This is a genomic window from Shewanella youngdeokensis, assembly GCF_033180165.1.
Classification (GTDB): Bacteria; Pseudomonadota; Gammaproteobacteria; order Enterobacterales; family Shewanellaceae; genus Shewanella; species Shewanella youngdeokensis.
Window position 1 is genome coordinate 4,274,218 of sequence record NZ_CP136522.1, and the last position, 19,876, is coordinate 4,294,093.

Sequence of the window (19,876 nt, forward strand, 5' to 3'; positions counted from 1 at the left end):
CAACATATGTACATAAAATAAATCACAAAGGGGCTAAGTCGCGCGTAAAACTGCTATTTAGATCATAGTCATCAGCAATCACCATGGCATAATGCCCTATATTCGTTTTTACTTACGTTATCTTATTACGCCTCAAGGACAAATAGATGCCGACCCAAGCAGACCCATGCTCGAAACCTAGCCTAATGCACCCAGACCAAGCCATTGCGGCGCTATTAGAGCAAGTAAAACATGTTACGGATTCTGAAATTGTCGCACTGCAACATGCTCTAGGCCGTGTTCTAGCTGAAGATCTGGCTTCTCATGTCGATCTGCCTCCTTTTGACAACTCCGCTATGGACGGCTACGCCTTTAATTTTGATGATCTTGACGGTACGAAACCGCTAACACTGATTGGCGAATCTTTTGCAGGTCACCCATTTGTAGGCCAATGCCCTCCAGGGAGTTGCGTCCGCATAATGACTGGTGCTCCGGTTCCTGCCGGCTGCGATACAGTTCAAATGCAAGAAAAAGTGACTGCCGACGGTAACAACATCAGCATTGAAGCACCAAAAGCCAAAGGGGCGAATGTTCGCTACCGTGCTGAAGAGCTAAAAAAAGGCACTACAGTACTGAAGGCTGGTACGTATATAGGATCGGCTGAAATGGGCGTATTAGCCACTATTGGCGCCAACCAGTTTCGCGTATACCGCCAACTTAAGGTCGCTTTTTTCTCAACCGGTGACGAGCTACGCCCGGTAGGAACAGACCTTGGGCCAGGACAAATTTACGACTCTAACCGATACAGCATCCAAGGTATGCTTATGCGTGCCAATGTTGAATCAATTGACCTAGGTGTTATCGAAGACAACAAAGAGGCCATTCGCCAAGCCTTTAAAGAGGCTGCCGACTGTGCTGATATGGTTATCACCTCCGGCGGTGTCTCAGTTGGCGATGCTGACTTTACCAAACAAGTTTTAGATGAAGAAGGCAAAATCACCTTCTGGAAGCTGGCCATGAAGCCAGGTAAACCGTTTGCTTTTGGTCATTTAAATAACGCTGTCTTTTGCGGGTTACCAGGCAACCCAGTGTCATCAATGGTGACGTTCTACAAACTTGTGTGGCCATTACTACAAAAAATGCAAGGGTTACCACAAGCTAAACCACTGACACTAAGTGCAACGCTAACCCAAGACATTCGCAAGCTTGCAGGCCGAGTTGAATACCAACGCGCAGTACTGAGCTATAACGAGCAAGGTGACGCACAAGTATCGCTTACAGGCGGACAAAGCTCAGGCATGCTGACCTCAATGACCATGGCAAACTGCTTTATTATTTTAGAGCAAGACTGTAATGGCTTAACCGCTGGCAGCCAAGTGACTGTTGAACCGTTCAATAGTGTACTTGGATAATATTTGCCAATTGCCGCAATCCGCCTTAAGAGATCAGATTAATGTCAATTGCACCCACTGACACCGACGAAATATTAACTGACGCAGAAGTATTGCGTTATAGCCGCCAAATATCCATTAAAGCAATGGACTTTGAAGGCCAAGAAAAACTCAAGCAAGCCAAGGTATTGATTATCGGTGCCGGAGGCTTAGGCTGTGCAGCGAGCCAATACCTAGCAGTAGCAGGAGCGGGCTCGCTCACATTGGTCGACTTTGACACCGTTGAGGTGTCTAATTTACAGCGCCAAGTCTTGCATCAAGATGCTAACGTCGGCCAAGCTAAAGTCGACTCAGCCAAAGAAACGCTCATCAGCCTCAACCCGCACATTCAAATTAATACCATTAATGCCGTGCTTGATGATCACGAAATTGAAGCGCTAGTTAAACAGCACTCAATCGTAATGGACTGCACCGACAATGTCGCCGTTAGAGAGCAACTTAACCAAAGCTGTTTTATCCATAAAGTGCCCTTAATCTCTGCTGCGGCAATTAGAATGGAAGGCATGGTAACGGTGTTTGATTACCAAGCAAGCGCTCCTTGCTACCGCTGCTTTAGCCAGTTATTTGGCGAGCAGCAACTCAGCTGTGTTGAGTCAGGAATCCTCGCGCCAGTTGTGGGAATGATCGGCTGTTTGCAAGCAGTTGAAGCCGTAAAAGTGATTGCCAATATGGGCCGAACTTTAGCAGGTAGAGTTTTGATGATCGACGCCATGACCATGGAGTTTCGAGAAATGAAATTACCTAAACAGCCTGCGTGTAAAATTTGTAGCGAGTAATCCTTTCAATGGCGGTATCTGTTCGATACCGCTTTTTTTTCTAATTAACCACACCCGCATTAACAAATACAAAACATATACATCCCGCCATTAACGCCAACCAAATTAATTCATTTCCCCTTAACACCAGCACATTCATCGCTAAATAGTACTAATCTATACGATGTAAGTTGACTTTTTGACCTGCACTTGTTGTAAATGAATAGTTAACAATAATTTTAACAACGAGAGTTTTCGTATTTTTGCCTATACATAATTTAAGGACATTGAATGGCCACTAGCAATGCGATTATAAAAATTACCAATTTGCGTTTACGCACTTTTATTGGCTTTAACATTGAAGAGCGCGAAAAAATGCAGGATGTGGTGATTAATATTGAAATCCACTACCCCGCTAGCAATGCAATTAAAGAAGATAATGTTGATGAGGCATTAAATTACAAAAAAATAACCAAGGCCGTTATTCAGCATGTTGAGGAGGGACGATTTTTACTGCTCGAAAAACTGGTGGCAGACGTACTCGACATTAGTAGCCAACACCCTTGGGTACAATATGCGCGCGTCACCATTGATAAGCCCCACGCATTAAGGTTTGCAGACTCTGTATCGTTGTCACTTGAGTACCACCAAACCTAATACCCCAACGCTCAATTCTATCGCAGCAGGAGTCAACTATGGATGCATCACAGGCTGAACAGGTGAGAGCAGCGCTCATCAATGAAGGACTCGAAACCCCACTCATTCCGTCAACTATGACCAATGAGCAAAAATATTCCCGCATAAAAGATCTAATGACTGACGTAGTCTCAACTTTAGGGCTAGACCTTAATGATGACAGCCTACAAGAAACCCCACATCGCATTGCAAAAATGTATGTGAACGAGGTGTTTGCAGGTTTAGATTATGCCAACTTCCCCAAAATAGCCCAAATTGAAAATAAAATGGCTGTCGATGAAATGGTGCGGGTGTCAGATATCAGCGTTGTAAGCACTTGTGAGCATCACTTTGTCACCATAGATGGGCTTGCAAGGGTAGCTTATATACCCAAAAACACCCTTATCGGCTTATCTAAAATTAACCGTATAGTGCGTTTTTTTGCCCAGCGTCCACAAGTGCAAGAACGTTTAACCAAACAAATCTTAGTGGCCTTACAAACATTATTGGGCACCGATAACGTAGCAGTAAGCATTGATGCCACCCATTACTGCGTAAAATCCAGAGGTGTAATGGACACGCAATCACAAACCCAAACCACAGCGCTTGGTGGTGACTTTAAGGCCAATGCCGCTACCCGAGCAGAATTTTTTAGATAACGTGCACGATTTATTACCCCAAAGGAATGCAATGACAGCCCCAATATTAATTACAGGCGTCGGCAAGCGTGTCGGCTTTTATCTGGCAAAAGCGCTGGCACAACAAGGGCAAAAAGTCATTGGTACTTACCGAAGTCATTACCCTCAACTTAACGAGCTAGAGGCGCTTGGGGTTGAGCTGCACGCTTGTGACTTTTATGATGACCGGCAGCTTACGTCGCTAATAGCTAACCTACAACAGCATCCGGTATTTAAAGCTATTATTCATAACGCATCCGACTGGTTACCTGACGGCGATCCAGCCTCAGCCATTGCCATAATGGACCAAATGATGCGTATTCATGTTAGCGTACCTTATACCATCAACCTCGCATTAACCACACAGCTAAAAGCGTACACCGGCAGCACCGCTAACATTATTCACATTACTGATTACGTCGTCGATAAAGGCAGTAAAAAGCATGCTGCTTATGCCGCCAGTAAAGCAGCGCTACATAACCTTACACTGTCTTTCGCCGCCAAATTAGCTCCCAATGTTAAGGTCAATAGTATTGCGCCTGCGATGCTGATGTTTAACCCTAGTGACGATGAGCAATACCAACAAAAAACGCTCAAAAAAGCCCTACTGCAAAAAGAGGGTGGCGAGATAGAGATTTTAAACGCGGTCACATATTTACTGCAGAGCCAATATATGACCGGCCAGGTGCTTAAGGTCGATGGCGGTCGACATTTAACTTAAGTCTTGGCATCAGATTTATCCATAAAAAAGGCACGCGAATTAGCGTGCCTTTTTTATGTTCAGTGGGTAAATCAGAGCAGAAGATTACTCTTCTGTGTGTAGACTGCGAATATCCTTGCCCGTTGGCCCTTGGAAAACCCGCAAACCAAACTCTGGCAATATGGCAAAAATATGGTCAAAAATATCAGCTTGGATATCTTCATAAACTGACCAACGGGTGTCACTCGTAAAAATATACAGCTCAATCGGTACACCTGTCGCGGTCGGTGCTAATTGACGCACTAATAATGTCATGTCTTTACGCACCAGTTCATGCTGTTTTAAAAACGCCAACATGTATGCCCTAAAAGTACCAATGTTGGTTAAATGGCGGCTATTAACTGGCATGTCAGAATCAACAACTTGCGCATTAAACGCGTTTAATTCCGCCGATTTAGCAGCGAAATAGGGCTTAAGATGATTGATCTTCGACAGCCTTTTTTTATCATCTTCGCTTAAAAAGCCAATTGAGTTCATATCGATTTGTACCGAGCGCTTAATTCTACGCCCGCCCGACTCCGACATACCGCGCCAGTTTTTAAAAGCATCTGACACCAATGCATAAGCGGGGATCATCGTAATGGTTTGGTCCCAGTTACGCACTTTAACAGTTGTGAGCGACACTTCCTCTACCGCGCCATCGGCGCCGTATTTATCCATTTGGATCCAGTCTGTTGGACTTACCATTCTATTTGCCGCTAGCTGAATGCCTGCCACGAAGCCTAATATGGTGTCTTTAAAGACCAACATCACCAAACCTGTTGCCACCCCCAAACCACTTAAGAAATACACAGGTGATTGATCGGCCAAAACAGAAATAGAGATAATAATGGCCACAAAAAACATAAACAATTTAAACAGTTGCACAAAACTTTTAATGGGTAGCCGACGGCTCACTAAGTTCACATCAGCGATTTCATTTGCGGCATCTAGAGCACTATAAACTGCACGCACTAATAAAATAATAATAGTGACATCAAGCAACCTATCGACCACACTCGCTAATACGCTATGCGACGCTAACGCCAAAGGCATAATAATATTGAGGATTAACACCGGCACGATTTTGGCCACTTTCTCCAATACGCCATAACTCATGAAAATGTCATCCCAGCGATTACGAGATCTAACAATCACCATATTCATCGTGCGTACAACACCCCGTTTAACAATAAGGTAGCCAACAAAGGCCACTATTAAACAGGCTAAAACCATAATGCTGGTTGAAACTCCGCCCGATGGCTCAGTATCTACCCCAGCATTGACCAACCACTGCGCGATAGTTGCTCTTAATTCCTGATCCAAAATATCAATCTCCGAATATCTTACAAATAAAGGTGCAAGCCTAAAAAACCAATTCTATTCATTGAGTTTAACTCGCATTTTAGCGCTGCCAGCCGACTGTAATCTAAACCCATACAACCAGCAATATCACCTTAGACCAAATTGCAGCAATCGACGATGATTAACCGCAATAGAGCCACATAAAAAGCCGCGTTAGCCATCGATGAGGCATTTGGCCTGCGTTACGAGTAACACTGTGACGCCTGCCGATACCAGCATTTAGCATGCTTAGCTCAGTGACTTTTTGAGCTTAAAATTATGAATTAGCCGAAGCCTTGTCTATGCTAAATAATCTCTTTTTGACTTGGCAAAATACCATGTATATTACATTACGGACCTTAACTTTTTTCGCTTTACTGACCTTTACCCTTCCAGTAGTTGCAGCCGAAGTATCACGCGTGACATTAGATAATGGCGCCACTGTAAAACTTAACGACGACTTCACCTGGGAGTATGTCATCCTAGAAAGCCAGAGCGGCACAGTAAGCACGTCAGCTATGGTTACACCAGCGATAGACACAGCCAAAGTTGACAACCTAACCTCCAACGCCATCGTCCAAGCAGCTTTGCTAAAATCAACCGCTAAAGCTGGTGTCAAAGTGAGCTTTCAGGACAGCCAGTGGGACGATGATTCCCGCCTAGGCCTAATCTTTGAACTATCGAGCAACAGCAGCAAACACTATGTGATGATCGAATTAGAGATCAGTTTATTTGCTGATTCGGGAGCACTGATCAAGAAAAAAACCGCCAAAGTATGGCAAGCAATTTTTAGAATGCCAGACTCTTATTTACGTAACGGTGAGACTCGCAATAGCCCGCTTATCTGGTTCGAGGGCATCAATAAAGCACAATGGACCAAGCAGTTAATGAGCCTAAAAATCAGAGAAATGGACTCAAGAATGTAGTCACCGACACCTCTATCAATATTGACCTTGGTATTGAGTTGTCAAAAATGGTCACTAAACACACGAACGTATCTCGCACCTGCTGTGGCAAAAGAGTGCGTATTTGCCCAGCTGACACTAAAAAGGGAGCAGTAAGCAAAACTGACAATTAACTACGACTTGCAGTGCGAATAGACTAGCCAAAAAGTGTGTTTGGGCTTAGGATCTGAGTAAGAAAAAGATCTCGACCACAGTAAATTGCAGATTGCGGAGTAACCAAATATCATGGGTATTAGAGCCATTGTCGTAGATACAGCCGGTACAACTACCGAACTTAACTTTATTGAGGATATTCTTTTTCCTTACTCAGCTAAGGCTCTGCCGGCTTTTCTGGAAGAGAACCAGCACCATGTTCTAGTTGAAAACTGCATTTGTGATGTACAAGATATTGCACTCGAACCCGAAGCTGATCTTGCCCGTGTCACTGAAATTTTACTGCAGTGGATCAAAGAAGACCGTAAAGCTACGCCACTAAAAACTATCCAGGGTTTAATTTGGAAACAAGGCTACGCTAACGGCGAATTTAAAGGCCATATTTTCCCTGACTTTATCGAAGCACTCGCTGATTTTAAACAAAAAGGCATCCGAGTTTATAGCTTCTCATCGGGTTCAGTTGATGCGCAAAAACTACTGTTTAGTAACAGTGACGCGGGTGATTTAACCGATAAGTTTAACGGCCATTTTGATACCCGTACCGGCAACAAACTTTTCAAACAAGCTTATAGCAATATCGTCAACACTATCAGCCTCAGCCCAAAACAAATTTTATTTGTCTCTGATGTATTAGAAGAGCTAAAAGCTGCAAGTGATGCCGGCATGAACGTGATGCAAATGGTCCGCTATGACGATCAACGTACCGGTGACGTAAAACAAATCAATAGCTTTGCAGATATCACTCTGTAAAAATTAAACATTGTACTAAAAGGCATTCTCATCAGAATGCCTTTTTTATGCTTGGCTACCACCCAGAGCTATATTAAACAACTTATCTCCCTGTCAGCAGTTCAAGCTGCGCACGAATTTCAGCACTCAAAGCCACACTTTTTTCTGTAGTAAAGTCATAGTTGACCATAGTGGTTTGCGCTTGTGCAGTTTGCTTACCTTGCTGCCAACAGCTTTGTGTTAATTCAAAGCTACTATTGCCAATACGGCTGACCCAAGTTTTAACGATAACATCTGTGGCAAAATATGTAGGGGCATTAAATGCAAAGTTAAAGCCTGCCACAATTAAATTCCACTTGGATAAGTCTTGAGTTGGATTGAAAATCTTAAAAATCGGCTCTCTTGCAGCTTCAAACCACACCGGGATTACAGTGTTATTGATATGCCCTAGTGCGTCTGTCTCACAAAAACGGGGCTGTATGGTTAAGCTAAATTCACTTTGCTGCACAGTGTCTTCCTTGATTAATAAATTAAATAACGACCGTATTTGAATAACCCCAATGTACACCATTTTACCGACAAACTACCTACTATGAGCAGTGCCGCGCTAAATCTATGAAACAGAGCTAAAAAAGGATGCCGAAGCATCCTTTTAAAATCAATAGAGCAACATAAGCTTAATGGCCATACATCGCATTAATTTCTGGTAAATATTTTTGATAAATCATCTTGCGACGCAGTTTCAACGTTGGGGTTATTAAACCTGCCTCCATCGAAAAAGCATCTGGCAATAAGGTAAACTTTTTGATTTTTTCAAAGCCTGCCAGCTCTTGCTGTAGTGCCTTTAGGTTTTCTTCAAAATGCGCAACCACATGTGAGTGACGCAGCAACTCTAGTGGCGACTCATAATGTATACCTTTCTCTTTTGCCCACGACTCTAATAACGAGTATGCCGGAACAATCAAGGCGGTAACGTAGTTACGCGCATCAGCAATAACGGCTACTTGCTCGACAAATGGGCAACAGCCAACCATGCCTTCAACACGTTGCGGTGCAATGTATTTACCATTTGAGGTTTTCATTAACTCTTTAATGCGATCGGTAATAAATAAGTTACCGTTTTCGTCAATTTTGCCGGCATCGCCTGTTTTTAACCAGCCATTTTCAAAAGTTTCGGCTGTTTCTTGCGGGCGATTAAAATAGCCGCGCATAATGGTGTCTCCGCGCACTAAAATTTCATTGTCTTTACCGAGTTTAATTTCAACTTCTGGTAGTGTTTGCCCATTCGAACCGGTGACACGGTTACTCAAAGTGTTACAAGTTACGGTAGCGGTGGTTTCAGTCATGCCATAGCCACACAGAACCGGTACGTCAATGTATTGGAAAAAACTGCCAATTTTACTATCTAATGCAGCGCCACCACAGGGGATAAACTTAAGGCGACCACCTAAAATATTCTGTAATTTACTGTAAACCAGCTTATGTGCCAGCTTCCACTGTAGCGTTAATAACAGTGAGCTCTTGGCGCGTCCTTGGCTTACCGCAAACTGACGCTTACCGACTGACATAGCCCAAGCAAACAATCTTTGACGCGATTTAGGGCCTTTATTAATTTTGTCCTGCACCGCACTGTAAATTTTTTCCAGAAAACGCGGGACTACACATACCGAGTGAGGGCGCACTGCCAACAGGGCATCTTTTACAGCCATCGGATTCGGCAGGTAAACATTATGGCCGCCACGACACAACACGTAAAAGCTCCAACCGCGCTCATATACATGACTTAACGGTAAGAAGGCTAATGAAGTTTCGCCAGTTTCAAAATTCATTTTTTGATCATGCTGGCGCACAGTAGATGCAAAGTTGCGATAATCTAGCATCACTCCTTTTGGCTCACCTGTTGTACCAGAGGTATAGATAAGAGTGAGTAAGTCATCAAGGTTTTTGTCAGCCAATCGCGCGGTTAGCTCAGCATCAATTGCAGCATGGGTTTCAACTTGGAGTAATTCGTCAAGGTAGAAGTGATTGTCTGAATCAATTAATGGCACATCTTTGTCAAACACAACAATGTGCGATACCGAGTCACACTGCTTCATTAAGTCGCACGCCATGGCGTAATGCTCTGCATTACCGGCAAAAACCAATTTCGATTTTGAATCGTTAACAATGTAAGTTGCTTGCTCTAGGGTGCTAGTCGGGTAAATAGGCACAACCACGGCTTTAGCTTTTAATAAACCTAAGTCAGCACAGGTCCATTGTGGGCAGTTTTGCGCAAGAATAACCGCGCGGTCTTGCGATGCAATACCTAACTTAATCAACACGCGTGCTATTTTTGATGTGATAACATCAAAATTACCCCAGCTGATTTGATCCCAAGGGGCAGCCATTTCGAACCCTTCGAGTGCTATCGCATCGCCTAATGCTTGGCTTTGTTGCTGTATAAGACGTATAACGTGAAATGACTCGAGAGACATTGAATAACCACCTTTTTAGCTTACATGTGTACCATTTTGAGGTGAGTTTACTTGATATACACCGAAAAATTAAGGGTTGTCGCTCTTTTATTGCTCACTTAATTCCAATTTAGTCAATATGGATAAAGAAAACGTCCTATTAACACTCATTATGACTCGAAAAATCAGCAAAAGCCGAAATAGCTCTATTCAGCCCGAGGCCATACTTGTCATTACCTAACTCACCGATTTACCGTCAATAGACCCTGTTAGCCACAATCAGCACTTACGCTTCAACAATAAAAAAAGCACTCAGAGACTTATATTTCGAACAAACAAATCTTATATAAGTGGGTGTTTAGTAATGCAAATTGCAGCAAATATAGCATTGAAATGGCATGAAGAGCTGTTACTATGATGTTAACCTAAACCACCATTTGTATATAATTTACAGGATCTTACACCATGCCTATTCATGCCAACGTAAGCTTTTGGGCAAAAAAAATCTCTATTCCAGCCTGGTGTAAAAGCATTTATACCACCGTCATTGTGGCAGCGTTTATCCCTTTAGCTCATGCCTCACCTCTTACGTCGGCATCGTTAAACTCGGCAGCAAACAGCTGCTATGTTGACGGTCTGTCAGAGCGAATGAACTGTGGCTATATCAATGTACCTGAAAATCATAATCAAGCCGATGGCAAGCAGATCCAAGTGCATTACGTGGTCATGCCGGCGGTTAAAAACAGCGGAAAAAATGAAGCAGTACTTGCCATTGCTGGCGGTCCAGGGCAATCAGCAATTGAAAATGCGCAAGGTTTCGACCAAATGCTAGCCAAGGTTCGCCAAAACCACGATGTCATTTTGATCGACCAGCGCGGTACCGGACTGTCAAATCCATTGCAGTGCATTGATGATGGTCTAGCTCACCCTCTTACTATCAACGAAGCAGACTTGGATACCCGTGAAGAAACGCAAAAATGTTTAGCAGAGCTTGATGCCGACGTGACTCAATACGATAGCCTTTCAGCTCTTCGAGATTTTGAAGCTATAAGACTGCACCTTGGGTATAAAAAATTACATTTATATGGTGTGTCTTACGGCACTCGTATGGCGCAGCTGTATATGCGTCATTACCCGGACAGCTTAGCAACCGTGACCTTAGATGGCGTAGTTCCGATGCAGCAAAGCGTGCTGGCTATTGGTGATGCTATCGCGCGCGCCTTTGACTTATTGGTGCAAGACTGCAGTAATAATGCCTTGTGCCAACAACAGTTTCCCAAACTCGGCGCCGACTTAAATAAAGTCGACGCTGAACTGGCACTTGCACCCAACATTAGCGTTATTGCCGACCCAATAACCGGTGATGCCACCCAACTGACCATGACACGCTCAAAATTTAAAGGGGCGTTACGCATGGCGCTCTACTCTCCTAGCATTAGAGCGCTACTACCGCACGCGATTCATCAAGCCGCTAAAGGTAATTTTCAACCCATTGTCGGCTTATATTCAATGTCTATGGACAGTACTGGTATCGCAATGGGGATGCATGCATCGGTTATTTGCGCAGAAGACTGGCAACGCTTAACACCTCAATTACGCGCCAGCACTAACCAACATTACTTTGGCCAAGAAATGCTAAAAACTTTTAATCAAATGTGCGAGGTTTGGAACATGCCGCCCGTTGATGACAGCTTTAGCAAAGCGATAGCCAGTGACATTCCGACGTTATTGCTGTCGGGTCAGCTTGACCCAGCCACACCGCCTAGTTGGGGGACGATGGCAATGGAGCAACTTACCAATGCCAAGCATTTTATTGCACCATACGCGACCCACGGTGTGGCTTACCAATCTTGCGGCAATAAATTAATTGCTGAATTAGTTGAAAAAGGCGCTGTTAGCGACATTGATGGCGAATGCTTAAATAAAGATATTCGTCGTAATTTTTACCTCAATGCCAGTACCGTTGAAGCGATCCCTAGTAACACTGACGCTAAAGCTGCAACCCAGAATCAGTAAGGAATGACTCATGATCCAAGTATCAAATTTATCAAAACGCATTGGTGATGTGCAGGCACTGAACGATTTAAGTTTTTCAGCTTTCGACGGACAAATTACCGGCTTACTAGGCCCTAATGGCGCGGGCAAAACAACCTGCTTGCGTACCGTATTTGGCTTGCTAAAACCTGATGATGGCTTTGCTGAAATAGACGGCATTGATATTGCTAAATCACCGGTGGCCGCCAAACAACAATTGGGGCTATTTCCAGATCCGTTTGGCCTTTATGAACGCTTAACGCCGCGCGAATATATCGGCTATTTTGCCGAACTTAACGGCTTATCACGCCGTGATGCAAAACACGCCACTAGCAGCGTAATTGAAAAGCTACATTTGGCCGATATCGCCGACAGGCAATGCAAAGGGTTTTCTCAAGGTCAGCGAATGAAAACCGCATTAGCACAAGCGATTGTGCACCAGCCAACCAATATCATTCTTGACGAACCCACCCGCGGCTTAGATGTGATGAGCACGCGAGTGTTACGCGATATATTGCGCGATCTGAAACAACAAGGTCATTGCGTGTTGTTTTCAAGTCACGTCATGCAAGAGGTGGCCGCCCTTTGCGATCAAGTCATTGTCATGGCACAAGGCAAAGTCGTTGCTGTTGGCAGCCCAGACGCACTATGTCAGCAAACCGGAAAAACCTCTTTAGAAGATGCCTTTATTGAGCTTATTGGCACCGATGAGGGTATTGCTGCATGATGTATTTAGTCTTGAAATATCCATCAGCAACACTCCACTTAGCAAAACAGCGCGGCAATAAAAGAGGTTGAAATGAGTAATAAAATAATCACTATGATCCGTAAAGAGTTGATTGATGCCGCCCGCGACAAACGCTCAGTTATGGCTGGACTATATTATGCCTTTGGCGCACCAATACTCATGTGTGGCCTGTTTTTTTTGCTAATAGGTAAACTCACTGGCCCTGAAGATTTGCAGATCAACATCAATAACGCTCAAGGCGCACCAGACCTTGTTAAGTTTTTATCAAGCGCAGGTATAACCCAAGGAAAAGCAGACGAAACTAAAGAGATTCTGCTGGTGATAAGCGATGACTACGCCAGTAATATGGCTAAAGGGATCAGTGCCGACATCACCTTAGTTGCTGACGCCTCTGACGAAAAGCTGCAAAGTTCTATTCGACGCCTTGAAAAGCGCTTACAGCAATACAGTGCCGAAATGGGCAGTTTACGTTTAATCGCTCGCGGTATCGACCCCAGGGTCATGCAGCCGATTAAACTGAGCATCGAAGACCAAGCCACCCCAGACTCAAAAGCTGGGATGATTTTAGGCTTAGCGACCATGACCATGATTTACGCGGTGTTTATATCTGGAATGAACCTTGCCATTGATACGAGTGCCGGTGAACGTGAACGAAATTCGCTTGCTCTACTGCTCAGTCATCCGGTATCAACAGGGCAAATAGTGATATCAAAAATTGCGGCTGTCACTCTCTTTGCCATGCTGGGGCTAATACTGACGCTCATTGTCTCTAAATTTGCTTTCAGCTTTGTCCCTTGGCAAGAACTAGGCTTTAGCGTAAGTATTGACAGCAGCTTTATTGCCATGATGACACTTATCGGCTTACCCGTTGCCATTATGGCAGCCTGCCTGCAACTGTTTGTATCGTTTTTAGCAAAGAGCTTTAAAGAAGCACAGTCTTACCTGACCATAGTGCTAATGTTACCCATGATGCTCGCCATGGCGGCAAGTTATGATATTGCACCCGACACTTTACAATGGCTACCGGTTTCCGGGCAGCTACAAGGCCTGATTGAATTCATAAAAGGCCGAGAACTACCGGCAGTACAAATAGTTGTTTCATCACTTATCACGCTCGCCATTTCCGTGGCATTAGCTATTGGAATGCAAAAATCACTTAAAAGCGAAAAAATTGTTTTTGGTTTATAAATATAGCTAAACCTGTAGAGCTATATATCAGATTGTAAACAGCTGCAACGTAACCATAAAAAAGCCCGAGTCTAAAGCTCGGGCTTTTTAAAGGACATAAAGGGTTACTTTGCTTTAGGTCTAAACGGCTTGATTACCGCTTCGTCACACTCTAAAAATGGACCGTCCATCAAGTCGATACAGTATGGGATTGCAGGGAAAACCGCATCTAGGCACTCACGAATTGATTTTGGCTTGCCGGGCAAGTTAACAATCAACGAATCACCACGAAGACCAGCAGTTTGGCGAGACAAAATCGCAGTTGGAACAAACTTCAATGACTCGGCGCGCATTAACTCTCCAAAGCCAGGCATCATACGGTCACATACGGCTTCCGTTGCTTCTGGGGTTACGTCGCGCTTTGCTGGTCCAGTGCCACCTGTCGTTACAATCAGACTACAGTTCTCTACATCAGCCATTTCAATCAATGTGGCTTCAATGGTGTCAGTCTCGTCTGGGATCACCTTATAAACCGGTTCCCAATCTGACGTAAGGTATTCGTTTAGTACTGCAATAATCGCCTTACCTGAAAGGTCTTCATAAACCCCTGCGCTAGCGCGATCACTTACTGTAACAATACCTATTTTTGCTTTGCTCATTGCTTTACCCTTTCGCTTTAATCTGTTGCAGACTCATTTATAGCGATTTATCGCTTCAAACAAGTGGCAAGATCTGTATTCAGTAACAATGGCTATAAAGTAGCATAAAGTTATCTAGCTATATTCGATAAATATCGAATATATGCACTAAAAAAGCTAGCTCGGCATGGAGCTAGCACTTTAACGTTAAAAGTATTTGATCCAAGCCAGTTTACTTTGATGCTTATACTGACTAAATCGCTTAGTCGGATAATATAACAACACCGACAAAACAATAGTCACGATCCATACATAAGCAATATGTGTAAAACCATATACATCGCCATAATTAGGACCAATTACTTTTACAGCAAATAAGTACATAAACAGCAATAAATAGAGGTGAACAATGTAGAAAAACATGGGGGCAGCCCCCATCACAGCAAGTGGCTTACCATAGCGTGGTTTTAGGCTTTCCAAGCCGCGTAAACATAACAGTGTACCGCCGAGGGTAACGAGCAAAAACGCCAAAGATGGTGGATATTTAGTTACATTAAATACCGATTTTAATGTCATCGAAAGCGAATCACCTTTAACCCAATCTAAGGTCTCACCATAAATATTGAAACCCCGTAGCAATGCAAACATCGCAAAGCAGCTCAACCCAAGCCCAATGAGTAATTGATGACGTTTGCTATCAGCAAAGTTTGCACTATAAATTGGCCCTAATGCATACCCAAGTAAGATAACACCTATCCAGGGTAAAACAGGGTAACTGGCACGTATACCAATGAAGTCATTAGGTAAAATATTACCGCGGTCGTGTAATATAGCCCATAGGGTGTAACCCCACTCACCGGGTGAAAAGTTGATTGGCGTTAATAAGTTATGCCCAAATACAATGACCAAACCAAGTGCAGCAAGCCACGCGGTTGGCAAACGACATAACGCCGCTAACGCGAGCATGCTTACCCCAATTGCCCACATGACTTGCAGCCAGATCATGTCGTAATTGCCCATCCACTGATAAGTAATCACAGTGCACTCTAACGCAATGATAAACAGACCACGCTTAACTAAAAACTCCCTCGCAGAACGTTGAGGCCCAAATTGTGGGTGGCTATACAGCCAGGCTGAAATACCGGTTAAAAAAACAAAAGTAGGTGCACAGAAGTGTGCCGCAAACCGGCTTAAAAACAACGCGGTACTGGTGCTATCCAGTGTCATTGGGTCCGTTACCTGCTCATGAAAAAAGAAACGTTCCCTCACATGGTCTAGCAGCATTATCAACATAACTATACCGCGCATAATATCGATACTGACGATACGTTTTTTTAGTATGGTTTGGTTCTGTGTACTCATTCTTTGGTCTCATTAAAAATATCGATTGTCACTAAACACTGGCTTACTTTGCTATATCAATAACTATAGCCATTGGGAAATGTTTGGTTAAAAATCATATTTCACGCTAATTTTGAAATTACGAGGTTCACCCGGTACCACCCATAATGCTGAATAGCTACTGGCTATATAGTGCTCATCAAATAGGTTATCAATATTCACTGCAACACTAAATTTTTCAGTGACATAGGCATTTAAAAATAGCCCAACTAATTGGTATGACGGCAAGATAAAACTTGGGTCAACAGAGTCCCCTAAGCGTTTATCAATATAACGCCAGCTAATGCCTGCACTACCATCGACATTGAGTCCGTATAGATCATGCTTGAGCATCACATTAGCGGTGTTTTCTGGTACGTTAACTAATGGGCTACCTTCTGGGATCACGACCCCCCAGTCCGGGTTAATCATCTCATTGGTGGTACGCGTATTTAAATACGCATACGACAAGCTAGCTTGTAAAGCGTCGGTGAGATCGGCTGAAATATCAAATTCAACACCTGAGCTACTAGCTTCCCCTAATGTGGCAGAAAAGCCCACATTCACCGGATCCGAGGTGAGAATATTACTTTTATCTGCATCAAAAACGGCAACGCTACCTTTAAATGACAAATCATCAAGCCAGCTACCGGTAAACTTCATGCCTAACTCGGTCGATTTACTCTCTTCAGGGTCAAACTGATTACCTGCGTAATCGGTGCCCGATAGCGGTAAAAAGCCTTCTGAATATGATGAATAAAAGCTGACGTTATCTGACAACTGATACACCAGACCAATTTTCGGGCTCACTCGGCTATCTTCTTGGCTAGCGTATGTACCAGCAAAATGCTCTGTAACATCTTGCTGGTATTGATCGAACCTGAGGCCTAAATGTAATTTCCAATTATCAGTTAAGTCCATTTGGTCTTGCACATAAACGCCCCAAGCTTTTTGGGTTTCATCATTATCGTACAGCAGACTGACTTCAGGTTGTGGGCTGCCATATACCGGATTATGAATATCAATAGCATAGTCGCCCTCTTCACCACGGTAGCGGTAAAGTGCAGTTCGCAACTCATAATAGTACGCGCCAGCGCCCATCAATAGGTTATGAGTAATAAAGCCAGTTTCAACTCCGCCGCTTAGCTCAAAACGAACGGAGTTATCAACTGAACTATAATCACGATAACGGTGCTGACGGGTTAATGTGGTGCCATCATCGTATAAAGACTGTCGACTTTCAGACAGCTCAGCATCTGAAGAAAAACCTTCTAATGACGAATCGCGGTAGTTGTAACCAGCAACAAAAACCCAATCATCATTTACTTCATAATCGTAGGTTAGCTGGTGCCCTGTAGCCTTAATTACTGTAGGCCCATCATCTGGTTCACCCAAATAACGCGAGCGCGGTACAGTTTCAAAGTTATTGTCGATAACCACAATACCGCGGTCGAACAACTGTTCCTGCTTAAGGTATTCAAACTCATACAGTAAAGATGACTCATCAGTAAGCTGCCACCTAACAGACGGAGTGATTGTTTGTTTATCGCTATAAACAAAGTCACGGAAGCTGTCATGTTCCTGCCACGCGCCATTCACTCTAAACGCGACGCTGTCGCTCAACCCAGTTGTAAAGTCACCCTCTAAACGGTACTGATCATAACTACCAGATGTCGCTTTTAAATAGCCACTCGTCTGATACTGTGGCTTTTTAGTCACAATGTTGACCGTACCACCTGGCTCGGAACGACCATAAACAGCTGAGCCGGGCCCTTTTAGAATTTCGATATATTCAACATTTGATAAGTCTCGATGACCACTAAACCCTCGGCCACCATTAAAGCCATTGATTAAATAACCCGACGGCATGTTTTCATTACCAGGAAAACCACGCAGCGAAAAACTATCCCATAAACCGCCACCGTTGTTTTGTCGGCCAATGCTCGATGAGAAATCAAGTACATCCTGAAAGCGAGTCAATCCGGCATCTTGGATCAAGCTTTGCTCAAGCATGGTAATAGCTTGTGGCTGTTCTTCGCTTGCAATGTTGCCACGATAAGCTTGTCGATATTGAATCGTAAGCCGCTCAATGCTTTCTTCAAGTAGAGCTCCGCTCGATTGAGATTCATCAGCCAAAGCCGTTGAATTAAGTGTATATACAAACATTGCACCCATCGAAAATAGGGCACATTTAGGTGTAGCAAAAGTCATGTAAACTCCGCAAATAGCAGCAATAACGCCTTGGCTGACCAAAACGCAAATAATAGTTAATTTGTAAAAGTTAAAACGCTACGCGATTGCTGGAGGTGCACGACTATTGAAAGGAGACGAGAATATTTCGTAGAAGGAGTTAAAACCAACATCTACAAAAATGATTTGCTGTTTTACAGTTTTAAACTTGAAAGCGTTACAGGCTAACGCGCTGTGGTCTTGGTGTTGATGCAGACATAACACACAAGGTTCTGAGTGGTGGCTCAGTAGTTTATTTAAATGGCTAATACTGTGGACGGACGAAGCCACAGACAAAAGCACCATTAAGGCGATAAGCCATAATGATATTCTTTGTCGAGTTAGCGTCAAATAGTCCAAAAGAAAGCCCCTAAATATTGAGGCCGAGGATTATAAGACAAAAACGCATAAAAGTAACTCCACAAACAAAACTAAATGAGTCTCGTTATCAACAAGGTGGTAGTACGGCTAAATACTAAGCGACTTGCCCTGCTGCAACCCCTGAGCTCCAAGCCCATTGAAAGTTAAAGCCACCCAGCCAACCGCTAACATCCATCACTTCGCCCACAAAAAACAACCCTGGTTCTTTTTTGCTTTGCATATCTTTTGATGACAATTCATCTGTATCGACACCGCCTAGAGTCACTTCTGCAGTGCGGTAACCTTCGGTACCGTTCATTACAATGCTCCATGCCTCAAGATCAACTGCAAGTTGTTCGCGCTCGGCATGAACAAGCTGGTTAAGGGCTTTATTAAGCAGTGCTTCATCAAACAATGCTTCTACTAAGCGCTTGGGTAACCATAGCGCTAAAGCATTACGCAGGCTTTGTTTGGGGCTGTTATTGAGTAGCTTTTCAATTTCGCAGCGCGCATCTTTGCCCGGCAACAAGTTAATGCTAATCGCCTCACCAGGCTTCCAATAATTAGATATTTGTAAAATTGCTGGCCCCGATAGCCCACGATGAGTAAACAAGAGGGCCTCACTAAACTGAGTGCCATCTTTAGCAGTAATCGTGCTTGGTAACGCAATGCCAGATAAAGATTCAAAACGCTGTTTTTGCTCGCTATGCCAAGTAAAGGGAACTAAGCCCGCGTGGGTTGGCAATACCTGCAAACCAAACTGCTCTGCAATATGGTAACCAAATGGCGAAGCGCCAAGCTTTGGCATTGATAGGCCGCCTGTAGCAATAACGAGCGACTGACAAGTGTATTGTGCTTTATCAGTGTGAACCTCAAACAGGCCGTCTGCATTTTTACTAACCTTACCAATTTCAGTGCGCAGTTTTATCGTCGCACCAGCCCATTCGCATTCGGTTAGCAACATACTGACAATTTCTTTAGCTGAGTCGTTACAAAATAGCTGACCATGATCGCGCTCGTGATACTCAATACCATGACGATCAACTAGATCAATAAAGTCACTTGACCGATAACGCGCCAGCGCCGACTTAACAAAGTGGCTATTACGGCAAAGAAAGTTAGCAGGTTCAACTTTTTGATTGGTGAAGTTACAGCGACCACCGCCACTGATAAGAATTTTCTTACCAGCTTGCTTGGCATTATCGAGTACAAGTACGTTGCGGCCACGGTAACCCGCTGTAGCTGCACACATAAGCCCTGCGGCTCCGGCACCAATGATAATAACGTCGACATGTTCCACTGTATTTACTCCAACAAATGACTACTTACTGCGTTGCACCTGCACTTTTCGCAAGGCACAAAAAAGGGCGCTATTTTAGCACCCTTTTTTTATACATGGA

Annotated in this window: 17 protein-coding genes; 10 read left to right on the top strand and 7 right to left on the bottom strand. The window is 43.8% G+C overall.

Annotated features, from left to right (window positions below; all coding sequences use genetic code 11):
* The first annotated feature begins 146 nt into the window (after positions 1-146).
* The 5 genes from moeA to folM all read left to right on the top strand — a co-directional run bounded on the left by moeA (position 147) and on the right by folM (position 4,258).
* Positions 147-1,391, top strand: coding sequence for a molybdopterin molybdotransferase MoeA (gene moeA, locus RGE70_RS18260; protein WP_310472818.1), 1,245 nt, complete (start codon positions 147-149; stop codon positions 1,389-1,391).
* Positions 1,392-1,432: 41 nt separating this feature from the next.
* Positions 1,433-2,206 carry a molybdopterin-synthase adenylyltransferase MoeB gene (gene moeB / locus RGE70_RS18265; RefSeq protein ID WP_310472819.1) on the top strand — a complete coding sequence of 258 codons (774 nt, stop codon included), beginning with the start codon at positions 1,433-1,435 and terminating at the stop codon, positions 2,204-2,206.
* Positions 2,207-2,476: 270 nt separating this feature from the next.
* Positions 2,477-2,842 carry a dihydroneopterin triphosphate 2'-epimerase gene (gene folX, locus RGE70_RS18270; protein ID WP_310472820.1) on the top strand — a complete coding sequence of 122 codons (366 nt, stop codon included), beginning with the start codon at positions 2,477-2,479 and terminating at the stop codon, positions 2,840-2,842.
* 38 nt (positions 2,843-2,880) lie between these two features.
* Positions 2,881-3,519 (top strand): GTP cyclohydrolase I FolE, encoded by a 639-nt coding sequence (folE, locus tag RGE70_RS18275; RefSeq protein ID WP_310472821.1) that lies wholly within the window; start codon positions 2,881-2,883, stop codon positions 3,517-3,519.
* Between the two features lie 31 nt (positions 3,520-3,550).
* Complete coding sequence (gene folM / locus RGE70_RS18280) at positions 3,551-4,258, top strand: dihydromonapterin reductase (RefSeq protein WP_310472822.1); 708 nt, start codon at positions 3,551-3,553, stop codon at positions 4,256-4,258.
* Positions 4,259-4,342: 84 nt separating this feature from the next.
* On the opposite strand, the gene RGE70_RS18285 is transcribed toward folM, so the two are convergent.
* Complete coding sequence (locus RGE70_RS18285; RefSeq protein ID WP_310472823.1) at positions 4,343-5,602, bottom strand: mechanosensitive ion channel family protein; 1,260 nt, start codon at positions 5,600-5,602, stop codon at positions 4,343-4,345.
* Between the two features lie 356 nt (positions 5,603-5,958).
* On the opposite strand from RGE70_RS18285, the gene RGE70_RS18290 reads away from it, so the two are divergent.
* Positions 5,959-6,546: a DUF3157 family protein gene (locus RGE70_RS18290; protein WP_310473018.1), complete on the top strand. Its 588-nt coding sequence runs from the start codon at positions 5,959-5,961 to the stop codon at positions 6,544-6,546.
* Positions 6,547-6,810: 264 nt separating this feature from the next.
* Positions 6,811-7,488 carry an acireductone synthase gene (gene mtnC / locus RGE70_RS18295; RefSeq protein WP_310472824.1) on the top strand — a complete coding sequence of 226 codons (678 nt, stop codon included), beginning with the start codon at positions 6,811-6,813 and terminating at the stop codon, positions 7,486-7,488.
* A gap of 82 nt (positions 7,489-7,570) precedes the next feature.
* Here mtnC and RGE70_RS18300 read toward each other — a convergent pair whose 3' ends face one another.
* Complete coding sequence (locus RGE70_RS18300; protein ID WP_310472826.1) at positions 7,571-7,975, bottom strand: acyl-CoA thioesterase; 405 nt, start codon at positions 7,973-7,975, stop codon at positions 7,571-7,573.
* 169 nt (positions 7,976-8,144) lie between these two features.
* Entirely contained in the window at positions 8,145-9,941 is a 1,797-nt protein-coding gene (locus RGE70_RS18305; protein WP_310472827.1) for an AMP-dependent synthetase/ligase, read from the bottom strand.
* A gap of 444 nt (positions 9,942-10,385) precedes the next feature.
* On the opposite strand from RGE70_RS18305, the gene RGE70_RS18310 reads away from it, so the two are divergent.
* The 3 genes from RGE70_RS18310 to RGE70_RS18320 all read left to right on the top strand — a co-directional run bounded on the left by RGE70_RS18310 (position 10,386) and on the right by RGE70_RS18320 (position 13,890).
* Entirely contained in the window at positions 10,386-11,936 is a 1,551-nt protein-coding gene (locus RGE70_RS18310; RefSeq protein WP_310472829.1) for an alpha/beta hydrolase, read from the top strand.
* Between the two features lie 10 nt (positions 11,937-11,946).
* Positions 11,947-12,681 (top strand): ABC transporter ATP-binding protein, encoded by a 735-nt coding sequence (locus RGE70_RS18315; RefSeq protein WP_310472830.1) that lies wholly within the window; start codon positions 11,947-11,949, stop codon positions 12,679-12,681.
* Between the two features lie 72 nt (positions 12,682-12,753).
* Positions 12,754-13,890, top strand: a complete 1,137-nt coding sequence (locus tag RGE70_RS18320) for an ABC transporter permease (RefSeq protein ID WP_310472831.1) — start codon at positions 12,754-12,756, stop codon at positions 13,888-13,890.
* Positions 13,891-13,994: 104 nt separating this feature from the next.
* On the opposite strand, the gene mog is transcribed toward RGE70_RS18320, so the two are convergent.
* From mog to RGE70_RS18340, 4 genes are all read right to left on the bottom strand, one after another.
* Positions 13,995-14,528 carry a molybdopterin adenylyltransferase gene (gene mog, locus RGE70_RS18325; protein ID WP_310472832.1) on the bottom strand — a complete coding sequence of 178 codons (534 nt, stop codon included), beginning with the start codon at positions 14,526-14,528 and terminating at the stop codon, positions 13,995-13,997.
* Between the two features lie 186 nt (positions 14,529-14,714).
* The gene (locus RGE70_RS18330) at positions 14,715-15,869 is read right to left on the bottom strand and encodes an acetyltransferase domain-containing protein (protein ID WP_310472833.1); all 1,155 of its coding nucleotides are present in this window, start codon (positions 15,867-15,869) and stop codon (positions 14,715-14,717) included.
* Between the two features lie 87 nt (positions 15,870-15,956).
* The gene (locus tag RGE70_RS18335; RefSeq protein WP_310472834.1) at positions 15,957-18,098 is read right to left on the bottom strand and encodes a TonB-dependent siderophore receptor; all 2,142 of its coding nucleotides are present in this window, start codon (positions 18,096-18,098) and stop codon (positions 15,957-15,959) included.
* A gap of 493 nt (positions 18,099-18,591) precedes the next feature.
* Positions 18,592-19,776: a BaiN/RdsA family NAD(P)/FAD-dependent oxidoreductase gene (locus RGE70_RS18340; protein ID WP_310472835.1), complete on the bottom strand. Its 1,185-nt coding sequence runs from the start codon at positions 19,774-19,776 to the stop codon at positions 18,592-18,594.
* Positions 19,777-19,876: the final 100 nt, after the last annotated feature.